The organism is Streptomyces sp. NPDC050535 (assembly GCF_044457665.1).
Lineage (GTDB): Bacteria > Actinomycetota > Actinomycetes > Streptomycetales > Streptomycetaceae > Streptomyces.
In genome coordinates, this window is the sequence record NZ_JBITHE010000002.1 from 171,519 (window position 1) to 188,719 (window position 17,201).

Below are 17,201 nucleotides of genomic sequence, written 5' to 3' on the forward strand. Positions count from 1 at the left end.
TCTAGGACCAGCGACCGGTGCGGCCGAGCAGCAGTGCTGCCGCCGCGGTCCCGGCGGTCGAGGTGCGTAGCACGCTGCGCCCCAGGCGGTACGCCCGTGCGCCCGCCTCGGCGAAGAGCGTCAACTCCTCGGGGGAGACGCCTCCTTCGGGGCCGATCACGAGCACGATCTCACCGCGTGCGGGGAGTTCGGCGGTGGCGAGGGGTTCGTCGCCGCTCTCGTGCAGGACGGCCGCGAGCTCGGCTTTGGCGAGAAGTGCGGCAACCTGTCCGGTCGTCATCGCGTCCGCGACCTCGGGGAAGCGGACCCGGCGGGACTGCTTGCCGGCCTCGCGGGCAGTGGCCCGCCACTTGGCGAGCGCCTTCAGGCCCCGTTCGCCCTTCCACTGTGTGACGCAGCGGGAGGCCGTCCAGGGGACGATCGCGTCCACTCCCGTCTCGGTCATCGTCTCGACGGCCAGCTCGCCCCGGTCGCCCTTGGGGAGGGCCTGGACGACGGTGATGCGGGGCTCTTCCGCCGGCTCCTCGGAGACGGAGTCCATCTGGACGACGAGCCGGTCCTTGCCCTCGCTGCCGGTCACCACGCAGTCCGCCCAGTTCCCGGCCCCGTCGGTGAGGACGACGTCCTCGCCGGCCCGCAGCCGCTTCACCGAGACCGCGTGCCGCCCCTCGGGCCCGTCGAGGACGTAACGCCCGCCGTCACCGGCTCGGAAGTGCTCGACCACGAACACCGGCGCCGTCATCGGCCCGTGCCCCCCGCCCCGGTCTCCGGGAACGTCTCCGGGAACGTGGACAACGCTGTCGTCGCCGCCGTGAGTTCGGCGCTCAGCACCTCCACGAGCTGCCCCGCGGGCATTTCACGGGCCATCCGGTGTCCCTGGCCGGCCCACAACGCCATGCCCTGCGCGTCGCCCGCCTTGGCCGCCGCCTTGCGTACCGGCGAGGTGAGGTGGTGGACCTCGGGGTAGGCGGCGGGCGCGTAGGGGCCGTGCTCACGCAGGAACCGGTTGACCAGTCCGCGCGCCGGGCGCCCGGAGAAGGCTCGTGTCAACTCCGTACGTACGAAGAGGGGGTTGGTCAGTGCCTGCTTGTGCACAGCGTGCGCGCCGGACTCGGGGGTGACGAGGAACGCCGTGCCGAGCTGGGCCGCGTTCGCGCCGGCCGCGAGCACCGCGGCGATCTGGCTGCCGCGCATGATGCCGCCCGCGGCGACGACCGGGATCCGCACGGTCTGGCGGACCTGCGCGATCAGCGAGAGCAGTCCGATGCCGGTGCCGTCCGTCTCCGGGTTGTCGCGGTGGGTGCCCTGGTGGCCGCCCGCCTCGACGCCCTGCACGATGACCGCGGCGGCGCCTGCCCGCTCCACGGCGAGCGCCTCCTCGGCCGTGGTCGCGGTGACCAGGGTGAGGGTGCCGGCGCGGGCGAGGGACTCCAGGACGTCGTCGGCGGGGATGCCGAAGTGGAAGGAGACCACCGGCACCGGGTTGTCGTGGAGGACCGCGAGCTTGGCGTCGTAGCCGTCGTCGCGGCCGCTGTCCGGCTCGCCGAGTTCGGTCTCGTACCAGGCGGCCTCACCGGCGAGCTGGCTGGCGTAGACCTCGACGGCGGCCTTGTCGGCGTACTCCGGCTGCGGCATGAAGAGGTTCACGCCGAAGGGGCGGCCGGTGATCCCGCGCAGCTGCTTGATCTCCTGGTACATGCCGTCGGCGGTCTTGTACCCGGCGGCGAGGAACCCCAGCCCGCCGGCCTCGGACACGGCGGCCGCGAGATGCGGGACGGACACTCCGCCCGCCATGGGGGCCTGCACGATCGGATGCGGGAAGAGATCGGTCAGCGCGGAGGACATGACGGCATGTTGTCACGTCCTCCGAACAAGTCCGAATCGAGCTTTCCGGGTGGCACGAGCCACCCGCGCACTCCCGCCCCGGCCCGTACGGCCCAGGGCGGGAAGGCCCGCATCGGCGATCCGTGCGAGGTCTCCTCAGCGACCGTCGAACGCGCTTTCGCTCGGGTTGGCGACCGTTGAACGCGTCCTTCGCCTCGCCACGGTCAGCGACCGTTGAACGCGTCCTTCAGCCGCGAGAACAGCCCCTGCTGCCCGGGCTGGAACTGCCCGATGGGCCGCTCCTCGCCGCGCAGCACGGCCAGCTCGCGCAGCACGCGCTCCTGCTCGGCGTCGAGCTTGGACGGCGTCATCACCTCGACGTGCACGATGAGGTCACCGCGCCCGCCGCCCCGCAGATGCGTGATGCCGCGCCCGTGCAGCGGGACCGACTGCCCGGACTGCGTGCCCGGCCGGATGTCGATCTCCTCCATGCCGTCGAGCGTCTCCAGCGGCACCTTGGTGCCGAGGGCCGCCGCGGTCATCGGGATGGTGACCGTGCAGTGCAGGTCGTCGCCGCGCCGCTGGAAGGTGCCGTGCGGGAGCTCGTGGATCTCGACGTACAGGTCGCCGGCGGGACCGCCGCCGGGGCCGACCTCGCCCTCGCCCGCGAGCTGGATCCGGGTGCCGTTGTCGACACCGGCCGGGATCTTGACGGTCAGCGTCCGACGCGACCGCACGCGGCCGTCGCCCGCGCACTCCGGGCAGGGGCTCGGTACGACGGTGCCGAAGCCCTGGCACTGCGGGCAGGGCCGCGAGGTCATGACCTGGCCGAGGAAGGACCGGGTGACCTGCGACACCTCACCGCGACCGCGGCACATGTCACAGGTCTGCGCCGAGGTGCCCGGCGCCGCGCCCTCGCCGTTGCAGGTGGTGCAGACGACGGCCGTGTCGACCTGGATGTCCTTCGTGGTGCCGAAGGCCGCCTCGTCCAGCTCGATCTCGAGCCGGATCATGGCGTCCTGGCCGCGGCGCGTGCGTGACCGGGGGCCACGCTGCGACGCCGTGCCGAAGAAGGCGTCCATGATGTCCGAGAAGTTCCCGAAGCCGCCGGCACCGAAGCCACCGGGGCCACCCGCGCCGCCCGCCTGGGACAGCGGGTCGCCGCCGAGGTCGTAGACCTGCTTCTTCTGCGGGTCCGACAACACCTCGTACGCGGCGTTGATCTCCTTGAAGCGCTCCTGCGTCTTCGGATCGGGATTGACGTCCGGGTGCAGCTCGCGTGCGAGCCTCCTGAACGCCTTCTTGATCTCGTCCTGGGACGCGTCGCGGCGCACGCCGAGTACGGCGTAGTAGTCCGTGGCCACTCAGGACTCCGCCAGGATCTGTCCGACGTACCGTGCCACCGCTCGTACCGCTCCCATCGTGCCGGGGTAATCCATGCGGGTCGGGCCGACCACGCCGAGTTTCGCTACTGCCTCGTCGCCCGAACCGTAGCCGACGGAGACGACGGACGTGGAGTTGAGTCCCTCATACGCGTTCTCGTGACCGATCCGTACGGTCATGCCCGAATCCCCGGCCTCACCAAGCAACTTGAGAAGCACGACCTGCTCCTCAAGTGCCTCGAGGACGGGCCGGATGGTGAGAGGGAAGTCATGTCCGAAGCGGGTGAGATTGGCGGTGCCGCCGATCATCAGCCGCTCCTCGGTCTGCTCGACGAGCGCCTCGAGGAGGGTGGAGAGCACCGTCGTGACCGCACCGCGGTCCTCCACCTCGAAGGCGTCCGGCAGGTCCTGCACCAGTTGCGGAACGTCCGAGAAGCGACGGCCCGCGACCCGGCTGTTGAGCCGCGCGCGTAGATCCGCCATGGACGTCTCCCCGAAGGGCGCCGGGCAGTCGATCAAGCGCTGCTCGACCCGGCCGGTGTCCGTGATCAGGACGAGCATCACGCGGGCCGGAGCCAGCGACAGCAGCTCCACGTGCCGCACGGTCGACCGCGTGAGGGACGGGTACTGCACGACGGCGACCTGCCGGGTGAGCTGCGCGAGCAGCCGCACGGTCCGCCCGACGACGTCGTCGAGGTCGACGGCACCGTCGAGGAAGTTCTGGATGGCCCGCCGCTCCGGCGCGGTCATCGCCTTGACGCCCGCGAGCTTGTCGACGAAGAGCCGGTAGCCCTTGTCGGTGGGGATGCGCCCGGCACTGGTGTGCGGCTGGGCGATGTACCCCTCGTCCTCGAGGGCGGCCATGTCGTTGCGGACCGTCGCCGGGGAGACCCCGAGCCGGTGCCGCTCGGTGAGGGCCTTGGAACCGACCGGCTCCTCCGTCCCCACGTAGTCCTGGACGATGGCGCGCAGCACTTCGAGCCTGCGTTCACTGAGCATCGCGCGCACCTCCAGATGTCGTCGCCGTGGTCTTTTACGGTCCTTCCCCCTGGCACTCAGCGCATACGAGTGCCAGCGGTCCCCGGCCAGTGTACGGCGGGGAGGTACACCCCCGGCAAGGGCGGCCCCGCCCGGTCGTGCCGAGGGCCTTCTCGCCGTTAGCGTCTGCCCATGAGCGTGACTTGGGAAGAGGCGGGGTGGGAGAGACTCGGGCCGCGGGTCGGCCGACGACGCCTTCCGGACTGGGACTGCACGGCCGGCCTCGTGGTCGGCGAGGGCGGCGCGCTGATGATCGACGCGGGTTCGAGCCTGCGGGAGGGCGCACGGTTGCGCGACGAGGCGCGGGGGCTGCTCGGTACGGGGGTCCGCCTCCTGGAGGGGGTACGGCCGGATCCGGGGCCCGGGGGCCCGCCGCCCGGAGAGGGAACGACCGGGTCCGGGGGCGGAGGGCTCGCCCGGCACGGGGCCGGCACGGGGGCGGAGCCGCGTGAGGACCCGCTGTCGGCTCCCGGGGGCCGGAGGCACGGCCCCGAGGCACGGAGGCCGCGCGGGAGCACACCGCTGGGCGCCGAGGCGTGGGGCCCGTCCGAGGGGGCGCCCCCGGCTCCCGGCCCGCGGCGTCTGCCCGCCGTCGACCGCCGGGTGACGCATCTCGCGCTCACCCATTCGCACTTCGACCACGTGTTCGGCGCGGCCGCGTTCGCGGGTGTGGAGGTGTTCGGGGCGGCCGGCCTGGACACGGTCCTCGCGCACGGCGGCGAGGAACTGCGCGCGGACGCCGTACGCAACGGCCTGGACCCGCGGGAGGCGGCCGAGGCGGCCGATCTGCTGGTCCGCCCCGGCCACCAGGTGTCCGGCGAGTGGACCCTGGACCTGGGCGGCGGCACGCGCGTCCTGCTCGCGAACGTGGGCCCCGGCCACACCGGCCACGACCTGGTGGTCCTGGTACCGGGATCGCCGTCGGAGCCCGGGATCGTCTTCTGCGGCGATCTGGTGGAGGAGTCGGGCGAACCCCAGGCCGGCCCCGACGCCGAACCCTCCCGGTGGCCGGCGGCGCTGGACCGGCTGCTCGGCCTGGGCGGCGAGGACGCGGTGTACGTACCCGGTCACGGAGCGGTGGTGGACGCGGCGTTCGTCCGGGCCCAACGGGACACACTGGCGGCCCGTTTCGGCGTGTCGTAGGAGGCCGTGCGCCATGAGGGCCCGGCTTCTCCTATCGTCATCCGAATGCGCCAGTACTCTCCGGACCTGACCCCGCCGTGGAAGAAGCCCAAGCCCGTGCCCGAGGTCCCGGCGGACCCCGGTCTGGTGGTCGAGGAACCCGGCACCGGCTTCTGCGGCGCGGTGATCCGCTGCGAGGCGGGCACGGTGACGCTGGAGGACCGCTTCGGCAAGCACCGGGTGTTCCCGCTGGAGCCGCGCGGCTTCCTCCTGGAGGGCAAGGTGGTGACGCTGGTCCGCCCGGCGGCCGGGGCGCCCGTACGTCCCTCCCGCACCGCTTCCGGTTCGGTCGCGGTGCCGGGCGCGCGGGCGCGGGTGGCGCGGGCCGGGCGGATCTATGTGGAGGGCCGGCACGACGCCGAGCTCGTCGAACGCGTCTGGGGCGACGACCTGCGCATCGAGGGCGTGGTCGTCGAGTACCTGGAGGGCATCGACGACCTGCCGGCGATCGTCGCCGACTTCGACCCGGGGCCGGACGCCCGCCTCGGTGTCCTCGTCGACCACCTGGTCCCCGGTTCGAAGGAGTCCCGCATCGCGGACGCGGTCACCAGCGACCACGCGCTGGTCGTCGGCCATCCCTACATCGACATCTGGGAGGCCGTGAAGCCGTCCTCCGTGGGCATCGCGGCCTGGCCCCGGGTCCCCCGCGGCCAGGACTGGAAAACGGGCGTCTGCCGCGCCCTGGGCTGGCCCGAGAACACCGGCGCGGCCTGGCAGCACATCCTCTCCCACGTCCGCTCCTACAAGGACCTGGAACCAGAACTCCTGGGCCGCGTGGAAGAGCTGATCGACTTCGTGACGGCCCCGGAGTAGACCTATCAGCCCGTCCGGCGTCTGAGGACGAGCGCGAAGCGCGACAGGGGGCCTGGGGGCGCAGCCCCCAGGAACGGGACGGGCAGGGGCGGAGGAGGCGAGAAAACCCTCAGTCCACCAGGTCCCGCACCACCGCGTCGGCGAGAAGCCGCCCCCGCAGCGTGAGAACGGCCCGCCCGTCGTCGTACGGCCCGACCTCCAACAGCCCCTCGGACAACGCCCGCCGCGAGGCGGAGAGCCCCTCCGGCCGGAGCAGCGACAGCGGACACCCCTCCCGCAGCCGCAGCTCGAGAAGAATCCGCTCCACCCGCCGGTCCTCCCCGGAAAGCAGCTCCCGCCCCGCCCCGGGAGACCGACCGGCCGCGATGGCCCCGGCATACGCCCCCGGATGCTTCACGTTCCACCACCGCACCCCGCCGACATGGCTGTGGGCGCCGGGACCGGCGCCCCACCAGTCGGCACCGCGCCAGTACAGCTCGTTGTGGAGACAGCGCCCCGCCTCGGAGGCCGCCCAGTTGGACACCTCGTACCAGTCGAAGCCCGCCCCCGAGAACACCTCGTCGGCGATCAGATACCGGTCCGCGTGGACGTCGTCGTCCGTCATGGGCACCTCCCCACGCCGGATCCGCCGCGCGAGCTGCGTGCCCTCCTCGACGATGAGCGCGTACGCGGAGACGTGATCGGGTCCGGCGCCGAGCGCCGCGTCCAGCGAGGCGCGCCAGTCGTCGTCGGACTCCCCCGGCGTGCCGTAGATCAGGTCGAGGTTCACATGCTCGAAGCCCGCCGCGCGGGCCTCGGCGACACAGGCCTCGGGCCGCCCGGGCGTGTGGGTGCGGTCGAGCACCTTCAGCACGTGCTGCCGGGCGCTCTGCATGCCGAAGGAGATCCGGTTGAAGCCGCCGGCCCGCAGGGTCGCCAGGTACGCCGGGTCCACGGACTCCGGGTTCGCCTCGGTGGTGATCTCCGCGTCGTCCGCGAGCCCGAACTCGTCACGGACCGAGGCGAGCATCCGTACGAGATCGGCGGCGGGCAGCAGGGTCGGCGTACCGCCGCCGACGAACACCGTACGGACCGGACGCGGGTCGTCGCCGAGCACCTTGCGGGCGAGGCGGACCTCGTCGATCAGGGTCTCCGCGTAGTTGTCGCGGGAGGCGAGCACACCTCCGGTACCCCGCAGCTCGGTGGCGGTGTAGGTGTTGAAATCGCAGTAGCCGCAGCGCGTCGCGCAGTACGGCACGTGGAGGTAGAACCCGAGCGGGCGGTCGGCGGCCCCGGCGAGGGCGTGCACGGGCAGCGCCCCGTCGTCGGGGACGGGCTCACCGTCGGGGAGTGCGGAAGGCATGCCTTCCATTGTCCCGTACGGCGGCCGGTACCTCGTCCGAGCGGCAGCCGTGCCTACTCCGCCTGCAGCACCAGCAGCGCCATGTCGTCCTCCGGCGGCTTGGCTCCGAACTCGTGGACGAGCCTGCGGATCCGTTCCGCGACGAGTTCGGCGCTCAGGCCGGTGCAGCCGGCCAGGGCGTCGGCGAGGCCGTCGTCGTCGTCGAACTGGCGGGGCCCGCTGCGGCGCTCGGTCACGCCGTCCGTGACGCACAGCAGGGTGTCGCCGGGGTACAGCTCGAAGGTCTCGGAGACGTACGTCGCGTCCTCGAAAACGCCGAGGAGGGTCTGCGGCCGGGCCACCTCGCGCACCCCGCCGTCGGGGCCGAGCAGCAACGGCAGCGGATGCCCGGCGGAGGCCAGGGTGCAGCGCACACCGCCGTCGAAGGGCACCAGTTCGCCGTACAGCATGGAAAGGAAGCGCGTCTGCGGTCCGGGGTCCGTGCCGAGTCCGGGCCCGCCGGCCGCGACGAGCGCGCGGGCGGCCGCGTCCGCCGCCTCCGTCGCGTCGTCGAGCAGAAGCCGGTTGAGACGGTCGAGGACGTCGGCGACCTCGTAACCCTCGCGGGCCAGCAGCCGCAGCCAGGGCCGGGCGAGACCGATCACGACGGCGGCCTCGGGCCCCTTGCCCTGTACGTCGCCCACGAGGAAACACCAGCGCCCGTCGGCGGCCTGGAACAGGTCGTAGAAGTCGCCGCTGGGACCGCCCTTGTCGAGCGGCTCGTAGACGAGGGCGCTGCGCACCCCGGGGATCTCGGCGACCGCGCCGGGCAGCAGGCCGCGCTGGAGGACTCTGCTGATGGTGGCCTGGCGCGCGTACTGGCGGGCCGCGCCGATGGCGAGGGCTATCCGACGGCTGAGGTCCTCGACGAGCCCCGTGATCTCGTCGGGAAAGCCGACCGGTCCGGCCCGGCCGATGACGAGCGTGCCCAGCGGTCGCCCGCCCGCGATCAGCCGGTACGCGAGGGCCGCCCCGCCCGCACCGGGCACCGGCAGGCCGCTCGGACCGCCCGGCCCGTCCCCGCCCGCGATCGGCTCCTCTCCCCGGCCCGGAGCCGTCGCCTCCCCCGGCCAGGGCACGGGTACGGCTCTGGAGCGCACCGAGTCGGGCAGCCGGGGCGGGTCCTCCTCCAGGGCGCGGCGCAGGTCCTCGATGCGGCTCTCGCTGCCGTGCCAGACGCGGGCCAGCCGCGGGCCCAGCGCGAGGCCCAGACCACCGGCCTCGTCCTCCAGCCACACCGCGCACCAGTCGGCGAGACGCGGCACGATCAGCTGCCCGGCGAGCGCGGCGACGAGGTCCTCGTCGAGCTGCCCGGCGAGCAGGTCGGAGGCCTCGGCGAGGAAGGAGAGGGCGCCGCGGTTGAGCCAGTCCTGGTCCTGCTGGGTGCAGCGTCCGGGCGCGGGGGCCGGCATCTCGGCCACCCTCAGCCCGCGTTCAAGGGCCGCTTCCCCGGCATACGCCGGTGCCCTCGCGCCGGTTTCGACAACCCGGTCGGCGCCCGAGAGTATTTCGTCGCCCACGCCGACGGGCAGCCGCGCCCAGACGGTCTTGACTCCGGTGCGGTACGTGATCCCCCAGGCGTCGGAGAGCGCGGAGACGAGCCGCAGGCCGCGCCCGTACTCCGGTGTGCCGTACGGCTGTTCGGCGCTGCCGTCGCGTATCGCGCGGGCGGGGTGGTGGTCGGACACCTCGATGACCATCGGGCCCGGCGAACCCTCGTCGGTGCTCTCGACCCTGCATTCCAGCTCGACGTCGGTGCCGGCGTGCACGACGGCGTTGGTGACGAGTTCGCTGACGACCACGACGGCGTCGTCGGTGAGCCGGTCGTCGATCATCTCGGCGCCGTACGAGCCGAGTTCGGCCCACTCGGCAAACGCGGACCGAAGAAAATCACGGGCGGCTCCGGGCGCGAGCGGAGTGCCGCGCAGCGAGGTGCGGGCGACCGTCCGGTGCCCGGCACGGTGGTGCGCGGGCGCATCGGGCGCACGCGCCTCGAACTCCCTCTGCGTCCCGATGGCCCCCACGGTGCGGCTCCCTGAGCAGTTCGTACGAATAGTCCTCAGCCGATGCGGACACAGTGACAGACTGACCCTGCCCATAAGCGCCGAGTTACCGAAGTGGGCCGCCATGGCTGGGAACAGTGGTATAGCTGTGCTCGAAGACGGCCTGGAAGACGGCCGGATAGACGGCCGGACAGACGGCCGGATTCGTGCCGCGGATCCACGCCCGCTGCTCGCCGTGATGACGGCCGCGCGGGACGGTGGCTCCAGCAAGGTGCCGGAGACGGGCCTCGGGGTGGTGGCACGCGGTGATCCGACCCAGCGGGTCGACCTGCGCGACGACAACCGCCGACCGCGGGGCGATCTCCGCCGTCTCGGGCGTGCGGTCGACAGGACGCTGGACCAGCTCTCGTTGTTCACCGGCGAGGTGACCCGGGTCGCGCGCGGGGTCGGCACGGAGGGGCGGCCCGCTGGCCGCGCCAAGGTGACCGGTCTGTCCGGCAGTTGGCGGGATGGGACCGAGGCTGTCGACACCATGGCGTCGCGGCTGACGGCTCAAGTCCGCACCGCTACCGCTACCGCCACCCCCGAGACCGCAGTACCTGTTGTACCGGGAGCGAGCACCTCAGGGGAGCCCGCGATCCCGCCGACGACTGAGTGAGGCACAGTCACCATGAGCGCTGAGGAAACGACCGACGAGCGCGCCAGCATCCTCCTCGTCGACGACATGGAGGACAATCTGATCGCCCTTGAGGCCGTTCTGAGATCCCTCAACGAGCCGCTGGTGCGCGCGCGTTCGGGCGAGGAGGCGATGCGGGCCCTGCTGCGGCAGCGGTTCGCCGTCGTGCTGCTCGACATCCGGATGCCCGGCATGGACGGCTTCGAGACCGCCGCCAACATCAAGCGGCTCGACCAGACCAAGGACGTCCCCATCATCTTCCTGACCGGCACGGACGCCGACGCGGGCTACGCCTTCCGCGGGTACGCGACCGGAGCCGCCGACTATCTGACGAAGCCCTTCGACCCCTGGGTACTGCGCGCCAAGGTCACCGTCTTCCTCGACCTCCACCGCAAGAACCGGCAGCTGGAACGGATGCTCGCCCGCGAACAGGAACAGTTCGACGAACTCGCGGACCGCCTCCGGAAGATCGAGACGTCCATGGCGGCCAGCAGTCTCCAGGACGTCTTCGAACTGCGCCGCCAGGTACGGCAGATGGAGGAACTGCTGCGCGAGATGCACAGGGGGCGGGGCCCGCGGTAGGCGGAGGGCGGCGTCTGTCGTTCTCCAAGGCGCCGCCCTCGCGGGGGACTTGCGGCTTACGCCTCGCGCGAACCGGCGTACATCTCGTCGATCAGGTGCTTGTACTCCCGCTCGACGACCGGTCGCTTCAGCTTCAGGCTCGGCGTGACCTCGCCGTGCTCGATGTCGAGGTCGCGGGGCAGCAGCCGGAACTTCTTGATGGTCTGCCAGCGCTGGAGACCCTCGTTCAGCTCCTTGACGTAACCCTCGACGAGGCTGACGGTGGCGGGCGCGGCGACAACCTCGGCGTACGACTTGCCCTCCAGGCCGTTCTCCTTGGCCCAGTCCAGAATTGACGGCTCGTCAAGCGCGATCAGCGCGGTGCAGAAGTTCCGGTCGGCGCCGTGGACCAGGATGTTGGAGACGTACGGGCACACGGCCTTGAACTGGCCCTCGACCTCGGCGGGCGAGATGTACTTGCCGCCCGAGGTCTTGATGAGGTCCTTCTTGCGGTCGGTGATGCGGAGGTAGCCGTCCGGGGACAGCTCCCCGATGTCACCGGTGTGGAACCAGCCGTCGGACTCCAGCACCTCGGCGGTCTTCTCGGGCAGCCCGTGGTAGCCCTCCATGATGCCGGGGCCGCGCAGCAGGATCTCGCCGTCGTCCGCGATACGCACCTCGGTGCCGGGCAGCGGCTTGCCCACGGTGCCGGTGCGGTAGGCCTCGCCGGGGTTCACGAAGGAGGCGGCGGAGGACTCGGTGAGGCCGTATCCCTCCAGGATGTGGATGCCGGCGCCGGCGAAGAAGTAGCCGATCTCGGGCGCGAGCGCCGCGCTGCCCGACACGCAGGCACGCATGTTGCCGCCGAACGCCTCGCGGATCTTGGCGAAGACCAGCGCGTCGGCGACCTTGTGCTTGGCGCCGAGCGCGAAGGGCACGGAGGCGGTTCCGGTGCGGCGGAAGTTGTCCTGGCTGGCCTTCGCGTACTCGCGCGAGACCTCGGCCGCCCACTGGAAGATCTTGTACTTGGCGCCGCCGCCGGCCCGCGCCTTGGCCGCGACGCCGTTGTAGACCTTCTCGAAGATGCGGGGCACGGCCGCCATGTACGTCGGCCGCACCACCGGAAGATTCACGATGATCTTGTCCACCCGGCCGTCGACGGCGGTGACGTGCCCGATCTCGATATGGCCGGAAGTCAGCACCTTGCCGAACACGTGCGCGAGCGGCAGCCACAGGTACTGCACGTCCTCGGGGCCGAGCAGTCCGGTCGCGGCGATGGCCTTCGCCATGTACGACCAGTTGTCGTGCGGAAGGCGGACGCCCTTGGGGCGGCCCGTGGTGCCGGAGGTGTAGATCAGCGTCGCGAGCTGGCCGGCGGTGATCGCGCCGACCTTCTCCTTGATCAGGTCGGGGTTCTTCTCCAGGTGGGCGGCGCCGCGGGCCTCCAGCTCGGCGAGCGTGAGAACCCAGTCGCTGCTCTCGACGCCCGCGGAGTCGATCACCACGACATGCGTCAGCTCGGGAAGCTCGGCGCGCTTCTTCGCCACCTTGGCGAGCTGCGTCGCGTCCTCCGCGATCAGGACCTTGCTCCCGGAGTCCGAGAGGATGAAGGCCGACTCCTCGGCGTTGGTCTGCGGGTACACGGTCGTCGTGGCCGCGCCCGCGCACATGATCCCGAGGTCGGCGAGGATCCACTCGACCCGGGTGGAGGAGGCGAGCGCGACGCGCTGCTCGGGCTGCACGCCCAGTTCGATGAGACCGGCCGCGACGGCGAAGACCCGCTCGGCGGCCTGGGCCCAGTTCATCGACTTCCAGTCGTCCGGGTCCTCACCCGAGGCGGCGGGTACCGGGTAGCGGTAGGCCTCGGCGTCCGGCGTGGCCGCCACACGCTCCAGGAAGAGGGCCGCCACGGACGGCGGACGGTTCTCGATCAGGGTCTGTGTGTCGCTCACGACATCCTCCGGGGCCCGCGACAGTGGGCGCGGCTGCCTGGTTGTGGCTGACTGGTTGCGGCTGCGTGTCTCACTCATCCGTTCACTCGCGAGCCGTTGTTTAACTCACGAGTAACTATGGAGCAGTGATCAGAGTAGAGCCCGTCCGGCCACCGCGTAAGAGTCGGCGGCCTGTCACTTCCTACAGAGCGCGACCGGACGCATGCGCAAGGGTCCGCCACGCAGCAGCGCGACGGACCCTTGAAAACACCTGAGACAAACGGCATACCGCGTGTCTACTTCTTGCCCTTGCCCGAGCCGCTGTCCTCGTCACTGGACAGCACGGCGATGAAAGCCTCTTGCGGAACCTCCACAGAGCCCACCATCTTCATCCGCTTCTTGCCCTCCTTCTGCTTCTCCAGCAGCTTCCGCTTCCGGGAGATGTCACCGCCGTAGCACTTGGCGAGGACGTCCTTGCGGATGGCGCGGATGGTCTCGCGGGCGATGACCCGCGACCCGATGGCCGCCTGGATCGGCACCTCGAAGGCCTGCCGCGGGATCAGCTCGCGCAGCTTGGCGACGAGCCGCACCCCGTACGCGTACGCCGCGTCCTTGTGCGTGACCGCCGAGAAGGCGTCCACCTTGTCGCCGTGCAGCAGGATGTCGACCTTGACCAGGCTGGAGGCCTGCTCGCCGGTGGGCTCGTAGTCGAGAGACGCGTAACCCCTGGTCTTGGACTTCAGCTGATCGAAGAAGTCGAAGACGATCTCCGCGAGGGGCAGCGTGTAGCGGATCTCGACCCGGTCCTCGGAGAGGTAGTCCATGCCGAGCAGGGTGCCGCGCCGGGTCTGGCACAGCTCCATGATCGAGCCGATGAACTCGGAGGGCGCGAGGATCGTCGCCCGCACCATCGGCTCGAAGACCTTGTCGATCTTCCCCTCGGGGAACTCGCTCGGGTTGGTGACGACGTGCTCGGTGCCGTCCTCCATGTCGACCCGGTACACCACGTTCGGCGCGGTCGCGATGAGGTCGAGCCCGAACTCGCGCTCGAGCCGCTCACGGATCACGTCGAGGTGCAGCAGCCCCAGGAAGCCGACCCGGAAGCCGAAGCCGAGCGCGGCGGAGGTCTCCGGCTCGTAGACGAGCGCGGCGTCGTTGAGCTGGAGCTTGTCGAGGGCGTCACGCAGCTCGGGGTAGTCGGACCCGTCGAGCGGATACAGCCCGGAGAAGACCATGGGCTTGGGGTCCTTGTACCCGCCGAGCGCCTCGGTCGCCCCCTTGTGCAGGGTGGTGATGGTGTCACCGACCTTGGACTGACGGACGTCCTTCACCCCGGTGATGATGTAGCCCACCTCACCGACGCCCACCCCGTCGGCCGGCGTCATCTCGGGCGACGAGACACCGATCTCCAGCAGCTCGTGGGTCGCGCCGGTGGACATCATCCGGATCCGCTCACGCTTGTTGAGCTGCCCGTCGATGACTCGCACGTACGTCACGACACCGCGGTAGGAGTCATAGACAGAGTCGAAGATCATCGCGCGCGCGGGGGCGTCCTGGACACCCACCGGCGCGGGAACCTCGGCGACGACCTTGTCCAGCAGCGCCTCGACGCCCAGCCCGGTCTTGGCGGAGACCTTCAGCACGTCGTCGGGGTCGCAGCCGATGAGGTTGGCGAGCTCCTCGCCGAACTTCTCCGGCTGCGCGGCCGGCAGGTCGATCTTGTTGAGTACGGGGATGATCTTGAGGTCGTTCTCCATCGCCAGGTAGAGGTTGGCGAGAGTCTGCGCCTCGATGCCCTGGGCGGCGTCGACGAGGAGGACGGTCCCCTCGCAGGCGGCGAGTGACCGGGACACCTCGTACGTGAAGTCCACGTGCCCGGGGGTGTCGATCATGTTGAGGATGTGGGTCTTGCCCGGATCCCCGGACGGTGCCCAGGGCAGCCGGACCGCCTGGGACTTGATCGTGATGCCACGCTCGCGCTCGATGTCCATACGGTCGAGGTACTGAGCGCGCATCTGCCGCTGCTCGACCACCCCGGTCAGCTGGAGCATGCGGTCGGCGAGCGTGGACTTGCCGTGGTCGATGTGCGCGATGATGCAGAAATTGCGGATCAGAGCCGGGGCGGTACGGCTCGGCTCGGGCACATTGTTAGGGGTCGCGGGCACGCAGGGTCCTGTCTCTTGAGGCGCCTGTCGCCTCGGGTCGGATCGATACGTAGGCTCCATGGTCCCATGGGCGGCGAGCTGCGACCGGTTTGGGCCGGTCGGGGGAGCACTGGTAGCCTGGGTAGCTGTGTCTCATGCCCTCTCTGCACGAGGCACACCCAAGGAAATCAAACGGCGTGTGAGACGTGCTGTCTCGCGCGCCTGAACCTGTAGAGGCTCATTCGTGGCGAACATCAAGTCCCAGATCAAGCGGATCAAGACCAACGAGAAGGCTCGGCTGCGCAACAAGGCCGTCAAGTCCTCCCTGAAGACCGCGGTCCGCAAGGCCCGTGAGGCCGCTGCCGCCGGTGACGTCGAGAAGGCCACCGAGTACACGCGCGAGGCTTCGCGCAAGCTCGACAAGGCCGTCTCGAAGGGCGTCATCCACAAGAACCAGGCCGCCAACAAGAAGTCGGCGCTTGCTTCCAAGGTTGCTTCCCTCAAGGGCTGATCCAACCCGACTTAACCGCCGGAACGGACCCAGCGGGCCCTCTCTTCCGCTCCTGCCCGGCAACCCTGGACCCACGCACGACCTGCGTTCGCCACGCGGGCGTGGTTCCAACAGCTCGAACCGAGACCCCGCTTCCCCTCCCTTCCCCGGGAGGGGAAGCGGGGTCTTTGTCTTTCATGGGGCTGAGGGCTGGGGCTGGGGTCTTGCGTGCTGTGCGGTGGCTGGGGGTTTCAGCCCGTCCGGCGTTTGAGGACGAGGCCGTCCAGGCCGAAGCGGGGGTCTGGGGGCGGCAGCCCTCAGGAACAGGGGACGGGTAGGGGCGGAGGGGGCGAAAAAACCCAGCCCGGCACCAACACCGACACCGGCACTGGCACTGGCACCGGCACCGGAAGACCTATCCCCGCCCGGACCGCGCAGCCCGAGCAATCACCACAACAGCCTTCTCCAGGGCGTACTCAGGATCGTCCCCGCCCCCCTTGACGCCCGCGTCGGCGTCAGCAACAGCCCGCAGGGCGACGGCAACGCCGTCCGGGGTCCACCCCCGCATCTGCTGCCGAACCCGATCGATCTTCCACGGCGGCATACCGAGCTCCCGCGCGAGATCAGCCGGCCGCCCGCCCCTCGCGGAGGACAGCTTCCCAATGGCCCGCACCCCCTGCGCCAGCGCGCTGGTGATCAGCACCGGCGCCACCCCCGTCGACAGAGACCACCGCAACGCCTCCAGCGCCTCCGCGGCCCGCCCCTCCACAGCCCGGTCGGCCACGGTGAAGCTCGACGCCTCGGCCCGCCCGGTGTAGTACCGCCCGACAACGGCCTCGTCGATCGTCCCCTCGACGTCCGCGGTCAACTGCGACACCGCCGAAGCCAGCTCGCGCAGATCACTCCCGATGGAGTCCACCAGCGCCTGACAGGCCTCGGGCGTGGCCGACCTCCCCAGCGCCCGGAACTCGCTCCGCACGAACGCCAGCCGATCCGCCGGCTTCGTCATCTTGGGGCACGCCACCTCCCGCGCCCCCGTCTTGCGCGCGGCATCGAGCAGCCCCTTGCCCTTGGCCCCACCCGCGTGCAACAGCACCAGGGTGATCTCCTCGGCGGGCGCCCCCAGATACGCCTTCACGTCCTTCACCGTGTCGGCCGACAGATCATGCGCGTTGCGGACGACCACGACCTTCCGCTCGGCGAAAAGCGAGGGACTCGTCAACTCGGCCAGCGTCCCTGGCTGCAACTGATCCGGGCTGAGATCCCGCACATCCGTGTCCGCATCGGAGGCTTTCGCGGCGGCCACCACCTCCTGCACAGCACGGTCAAGCAACAGATCCTCCTGGCCCACGGCAAGCGTCACGGGGGCGAGAGGGTCATCATCAGCACTCTTCCTGGCCATCCCGACAAGCATCCCACGGGCCACTGACATCGAGGGCCGAGCGGATGGAGGGACCCGGGGGTCGGGCCGACGGGGGCCGGGTCGCCGGGTGGGGTTCCACGACAGGTGAGCGAGGGTTTCGTGACTCGGGGGCTTGTACCCCCGAGGTCTCACACCCCGGGAGGCTCGTAACCCGGCGACCAACGGACGAGGGACCGCCAGCCGACTGAGGACTCCCGACGCCCACGTGCCCACGTGACGCGCCCCCACCAGCCCCCTTGAGCGAACCGCCGCTGGCCACTGACGGCTGACGGTTAACGCCTGGCGGCTGGCGGCTGGCGGCTGGCGGCTGGCGGCTGGCGGCTGGCGGCTGGCGGCTGGCAACGATCCCCCGC

At 70.9% G+C, this 17,201-nt stretch carries 13 protein-coding genes and 2 pseudogenes; 6 read left to right on the forward strand and 9 right to left on the reverse strand.

Annotated elements, in window-relative coordinates:
- Window position 1: 1 nt before the first annotated feature.
- The 4 genes from ACIBLC_RS05770 to hrcA form a co-directional block, all read right to left on the reverse strand.
- A complete protein-coding gene (locus ACIBLC_RS05770; RefSeq protein WP_399209443.1) occupies window positions 2-742 on the reverse strand; it encodes a 16S rRNA (uracil(1498)-N(3))-methyltransferase in 741 nt (246 codons plus the stop codon).
- Window positions 739-1,845, reverse strand: a complete 1,107-nt coding sequence (locus tag ACIBLC_RS05775) for a nitronate monooxygenase (protein ID WP_399209444.1) — start codon at window positions 1,843-1,845, stop codon at window positions 739-741. Before ACIBLC_RS05775 ends, ACIBLC_RS05770 begins: the two co-directional genes overlap by 4 nt.
- Window positions 1,846-2,048: 203 nt before the next feature.
- A complete protein-coding gene (gene dnaJ / locus ACIBLC_RS05780; RefSeq protein ID WP_399209445.1) occupies window positions 2,049-3,188 on the reverse strand; it encodes a molecular chaperone DnaJ in 1,140 nt (379 codons plus the stop codon).
- Window positions 3,189-4,205 carry a heat-inducible transcriptional repressor HrcA gene (hrcA, locus tag ACIBLC_RS05785; RefSeq protein ID WP_399209446.1) on the reverse strand — a complete coding sequence of 339 codons (1,017 nt, stop codon included), beginning with the start codon at window positions 4,203-4,205 and terminating at the stop codon, window positions 3,189-3,191. It abuts the gene before it with no gap.
- A 171-nt stretch (window positions 4,206-4,376) separates the two neighbouring features.
- Between hrcA and ACIBLC_RS05790 the strand changes: the two are divergent.
- The 3 genes and pseudogenes from ACIBLC_RS05790 to ACIBLC_RS05800 form a co-directional block, all read left to right on the forward strand.
- Window positions 4,377-4,562: pseudogene (locus ACIBLC_RS05790) on the forward strand (MBL fold metallo-hydrolase); the annotation flags it as partial.
- Window positions 4,563-4,703: 141 nt separating this feature from the next.
- Window positions 4,704-5,387: an MBL fold metallo-hydrolase gene (locus tag ACIBLC_RS05795; RefSeq protein ID WP_399209885.1), complete on the forward strand. Its 684-nt coding sequence runs from the start codon at window positions 4,704-4,706 to the stop codon at window positions 5,385-5,387.
- Window positions 5,388-5,432: 45 nt separating this feature from the next.
- On the forward strand, window positions 5,433-6,239 hold the full coding sequence (locus ACIBLC_RS05800; protein ID WP_399209447.1) for a DUF3097 domain-containing protein: 807 nt from the start codon (window positions 5,433-5,435) through the stop codon (window positions 6,237-6,239).
- 109 nt (window positions 6,240-6,348) lie between these two features.
- Here ACIBLC_RS05800 and hemW read toward each other — a convergent pair whose 3' ends face one another.
- Both hemW and ACIBLC_RS05810 read right to left on the reverse strand, forming a co-directional pair.
- Window positions 6,349-7,581, reverse strand: coding sequence for a radical SAM family heme chaperone HemW (hemW, locus tag ACIBLC_RS05805; protein WP_399209448.1), 1,233 nt, complete (start codon window positions 7,579-7,581; stop codon window positions 6,349-6,351).
- Between the two features lie 53 nt (window positions 7,582-7,634).
- A complete protein-coding gene (locus ACIBLC_RS05810; protein WP_399209449.1) occupies window positions 7,635-9,644 on the reverse strand; it encodes a SpoIIE family protein phosphatase in 2,010 nt (669 codons plus the stop codon).
- 103 nt (window positions 9,645-9,747) lie between these two features.
- Between ACIBLC_RS05810 and ACIBLC_RS05815 the strand changes: the two are divergent.
- Window positions 9,748-10,206 (forward strand): annotated as a pseudogene (locus tag ACIBLC_RS05815) (hypothetical protein); the annotation flags it as partial.
- An 87-nt stretch (window positions 10,207-10,293) separates the two neighbouring features.
- A complete protein-coding gene (locus tag ACIBLC_RS05820; protein ID WP_399209450.1) occupies window positions 10,294-10,881 on the forward strand; it encodes a two-component system response regulator in 588 nt (195 codons plus the stop codon).
- Between the two features lie 56 nt (window positions 10,882-10,937).
- On the opposite strand, the gene ACIBLC_RS05825 is transcribed toward ACIBLC_RS05820, so the two are convergent.
- Both ACIBLC_RS05825 and lepA read right to left on the reverse strand, forming a co-directional pair.
- On the reverse strand, window positions 10,938-12,812 hold the full coding sequence (locus ACIBLC_RS05825; RefSeq protein WP_399209451.1) for an AMP-dependent synthetase/ligase: 1,875 nt from the start codon (window positions 12,810-12,812) through the stop codon (window positions 10,938-10,940).
- Window positions 12,813-13,087: 275 nt separating this feature from the next.
- Window positions 13,088-14,956 (reverse strand): translation elongation factor 4, encoded by a 1,869-nt coding sequence (gene lepA / locus ACIBLC_RS05830; protein WP_399209452.1) that lies wholly within the window; start codon window positions 14,954-14,956, stop codon window positions 13,088-13,090.
- A gap of 223 nt (window positions 14,957-15,179) precedes the next feature.
- Here lepA and rpsT point away from each other — a divergent pair, with 223 nt between their 5' ends.
- A complete protein-coding gene (gene rpsT / locus ACIBLC_RS05835) occupies window positions 15,180-15,446 on the forward strand; it encodes a 30S ribosomal protein S20 (RefSeq protein WP_399209453.1) in 267 nt (88 codons plus the stop codon).
- A gap of 394 nt (window positions 15,447-15,840) precedes the next feature.
- Here rpsT and holA read toward each other — a convergent pair whose 3' ends face one another.
- On the reverse strand, window positions 15,841-16,827 hold the full coding sequence (gene holA / locus ACIBLC_RS05840; RefSeq protein WP_399209455.1) for a DNA polymerase III subunit delta: 987 nt from the start codon (window positions 16,825-16,827) through the stop codon (window positions 15,841-15,843).
- Between the last annotated feature and the right edge of the window lie 374 nt (window positions 16,828-17,201).

Coding starts and splice junctions, on each gene's coding strand:
- hemW (WP_399209448.1), bottom strand. CDS start 7,581: ATGCCTTCCGCACTCCCCGACGGTGAGCCCGTCCCCGACGACGGGGCG.
- holA (WP_399209455.1), bottom strand. CDS start 16,827: ATGGCCAGGAAGAGTGCTGATGATGACCCTCTCGCCCCCGTGACGCTT.
- ACIBLC_RS05770 (WP_399209443.1), bottom strand. CDS start 742: ATGACGGCGCCGGTGTTCGTGGTCGAGCACTTCCGAGCCGGTGACGGC.
- hrcA (WP_399209446.1), bottom strand. CDS start 4,205: ATGCTCAGTGAACGCAGGCTCGAAGTGCTGCGCGCCATCGTCCAGGAC.
- ACIBLC_RS05775 (WP_399209444.1), bottom strand. CDS start 1,845: ATGTCCTCCGCGCTGACCGATCTCTTCCCGCATCCGATCGTGCAGGCC.
- ACIBLC_RS05820 (WP_399209450.1), top strand. CDS start 10,294: ATGAGCGCTGAGGAAACGACCGACGAGCGCGCCAGCATCCTCCTCGTC.
- ACIBLC_RS05800 (WP_399209447.1), top strand. CDS start 5,433: ATGCGCCAGTACTCTCCGGACCTGACCCCGCCGTGGAAGAAGCCCAAG.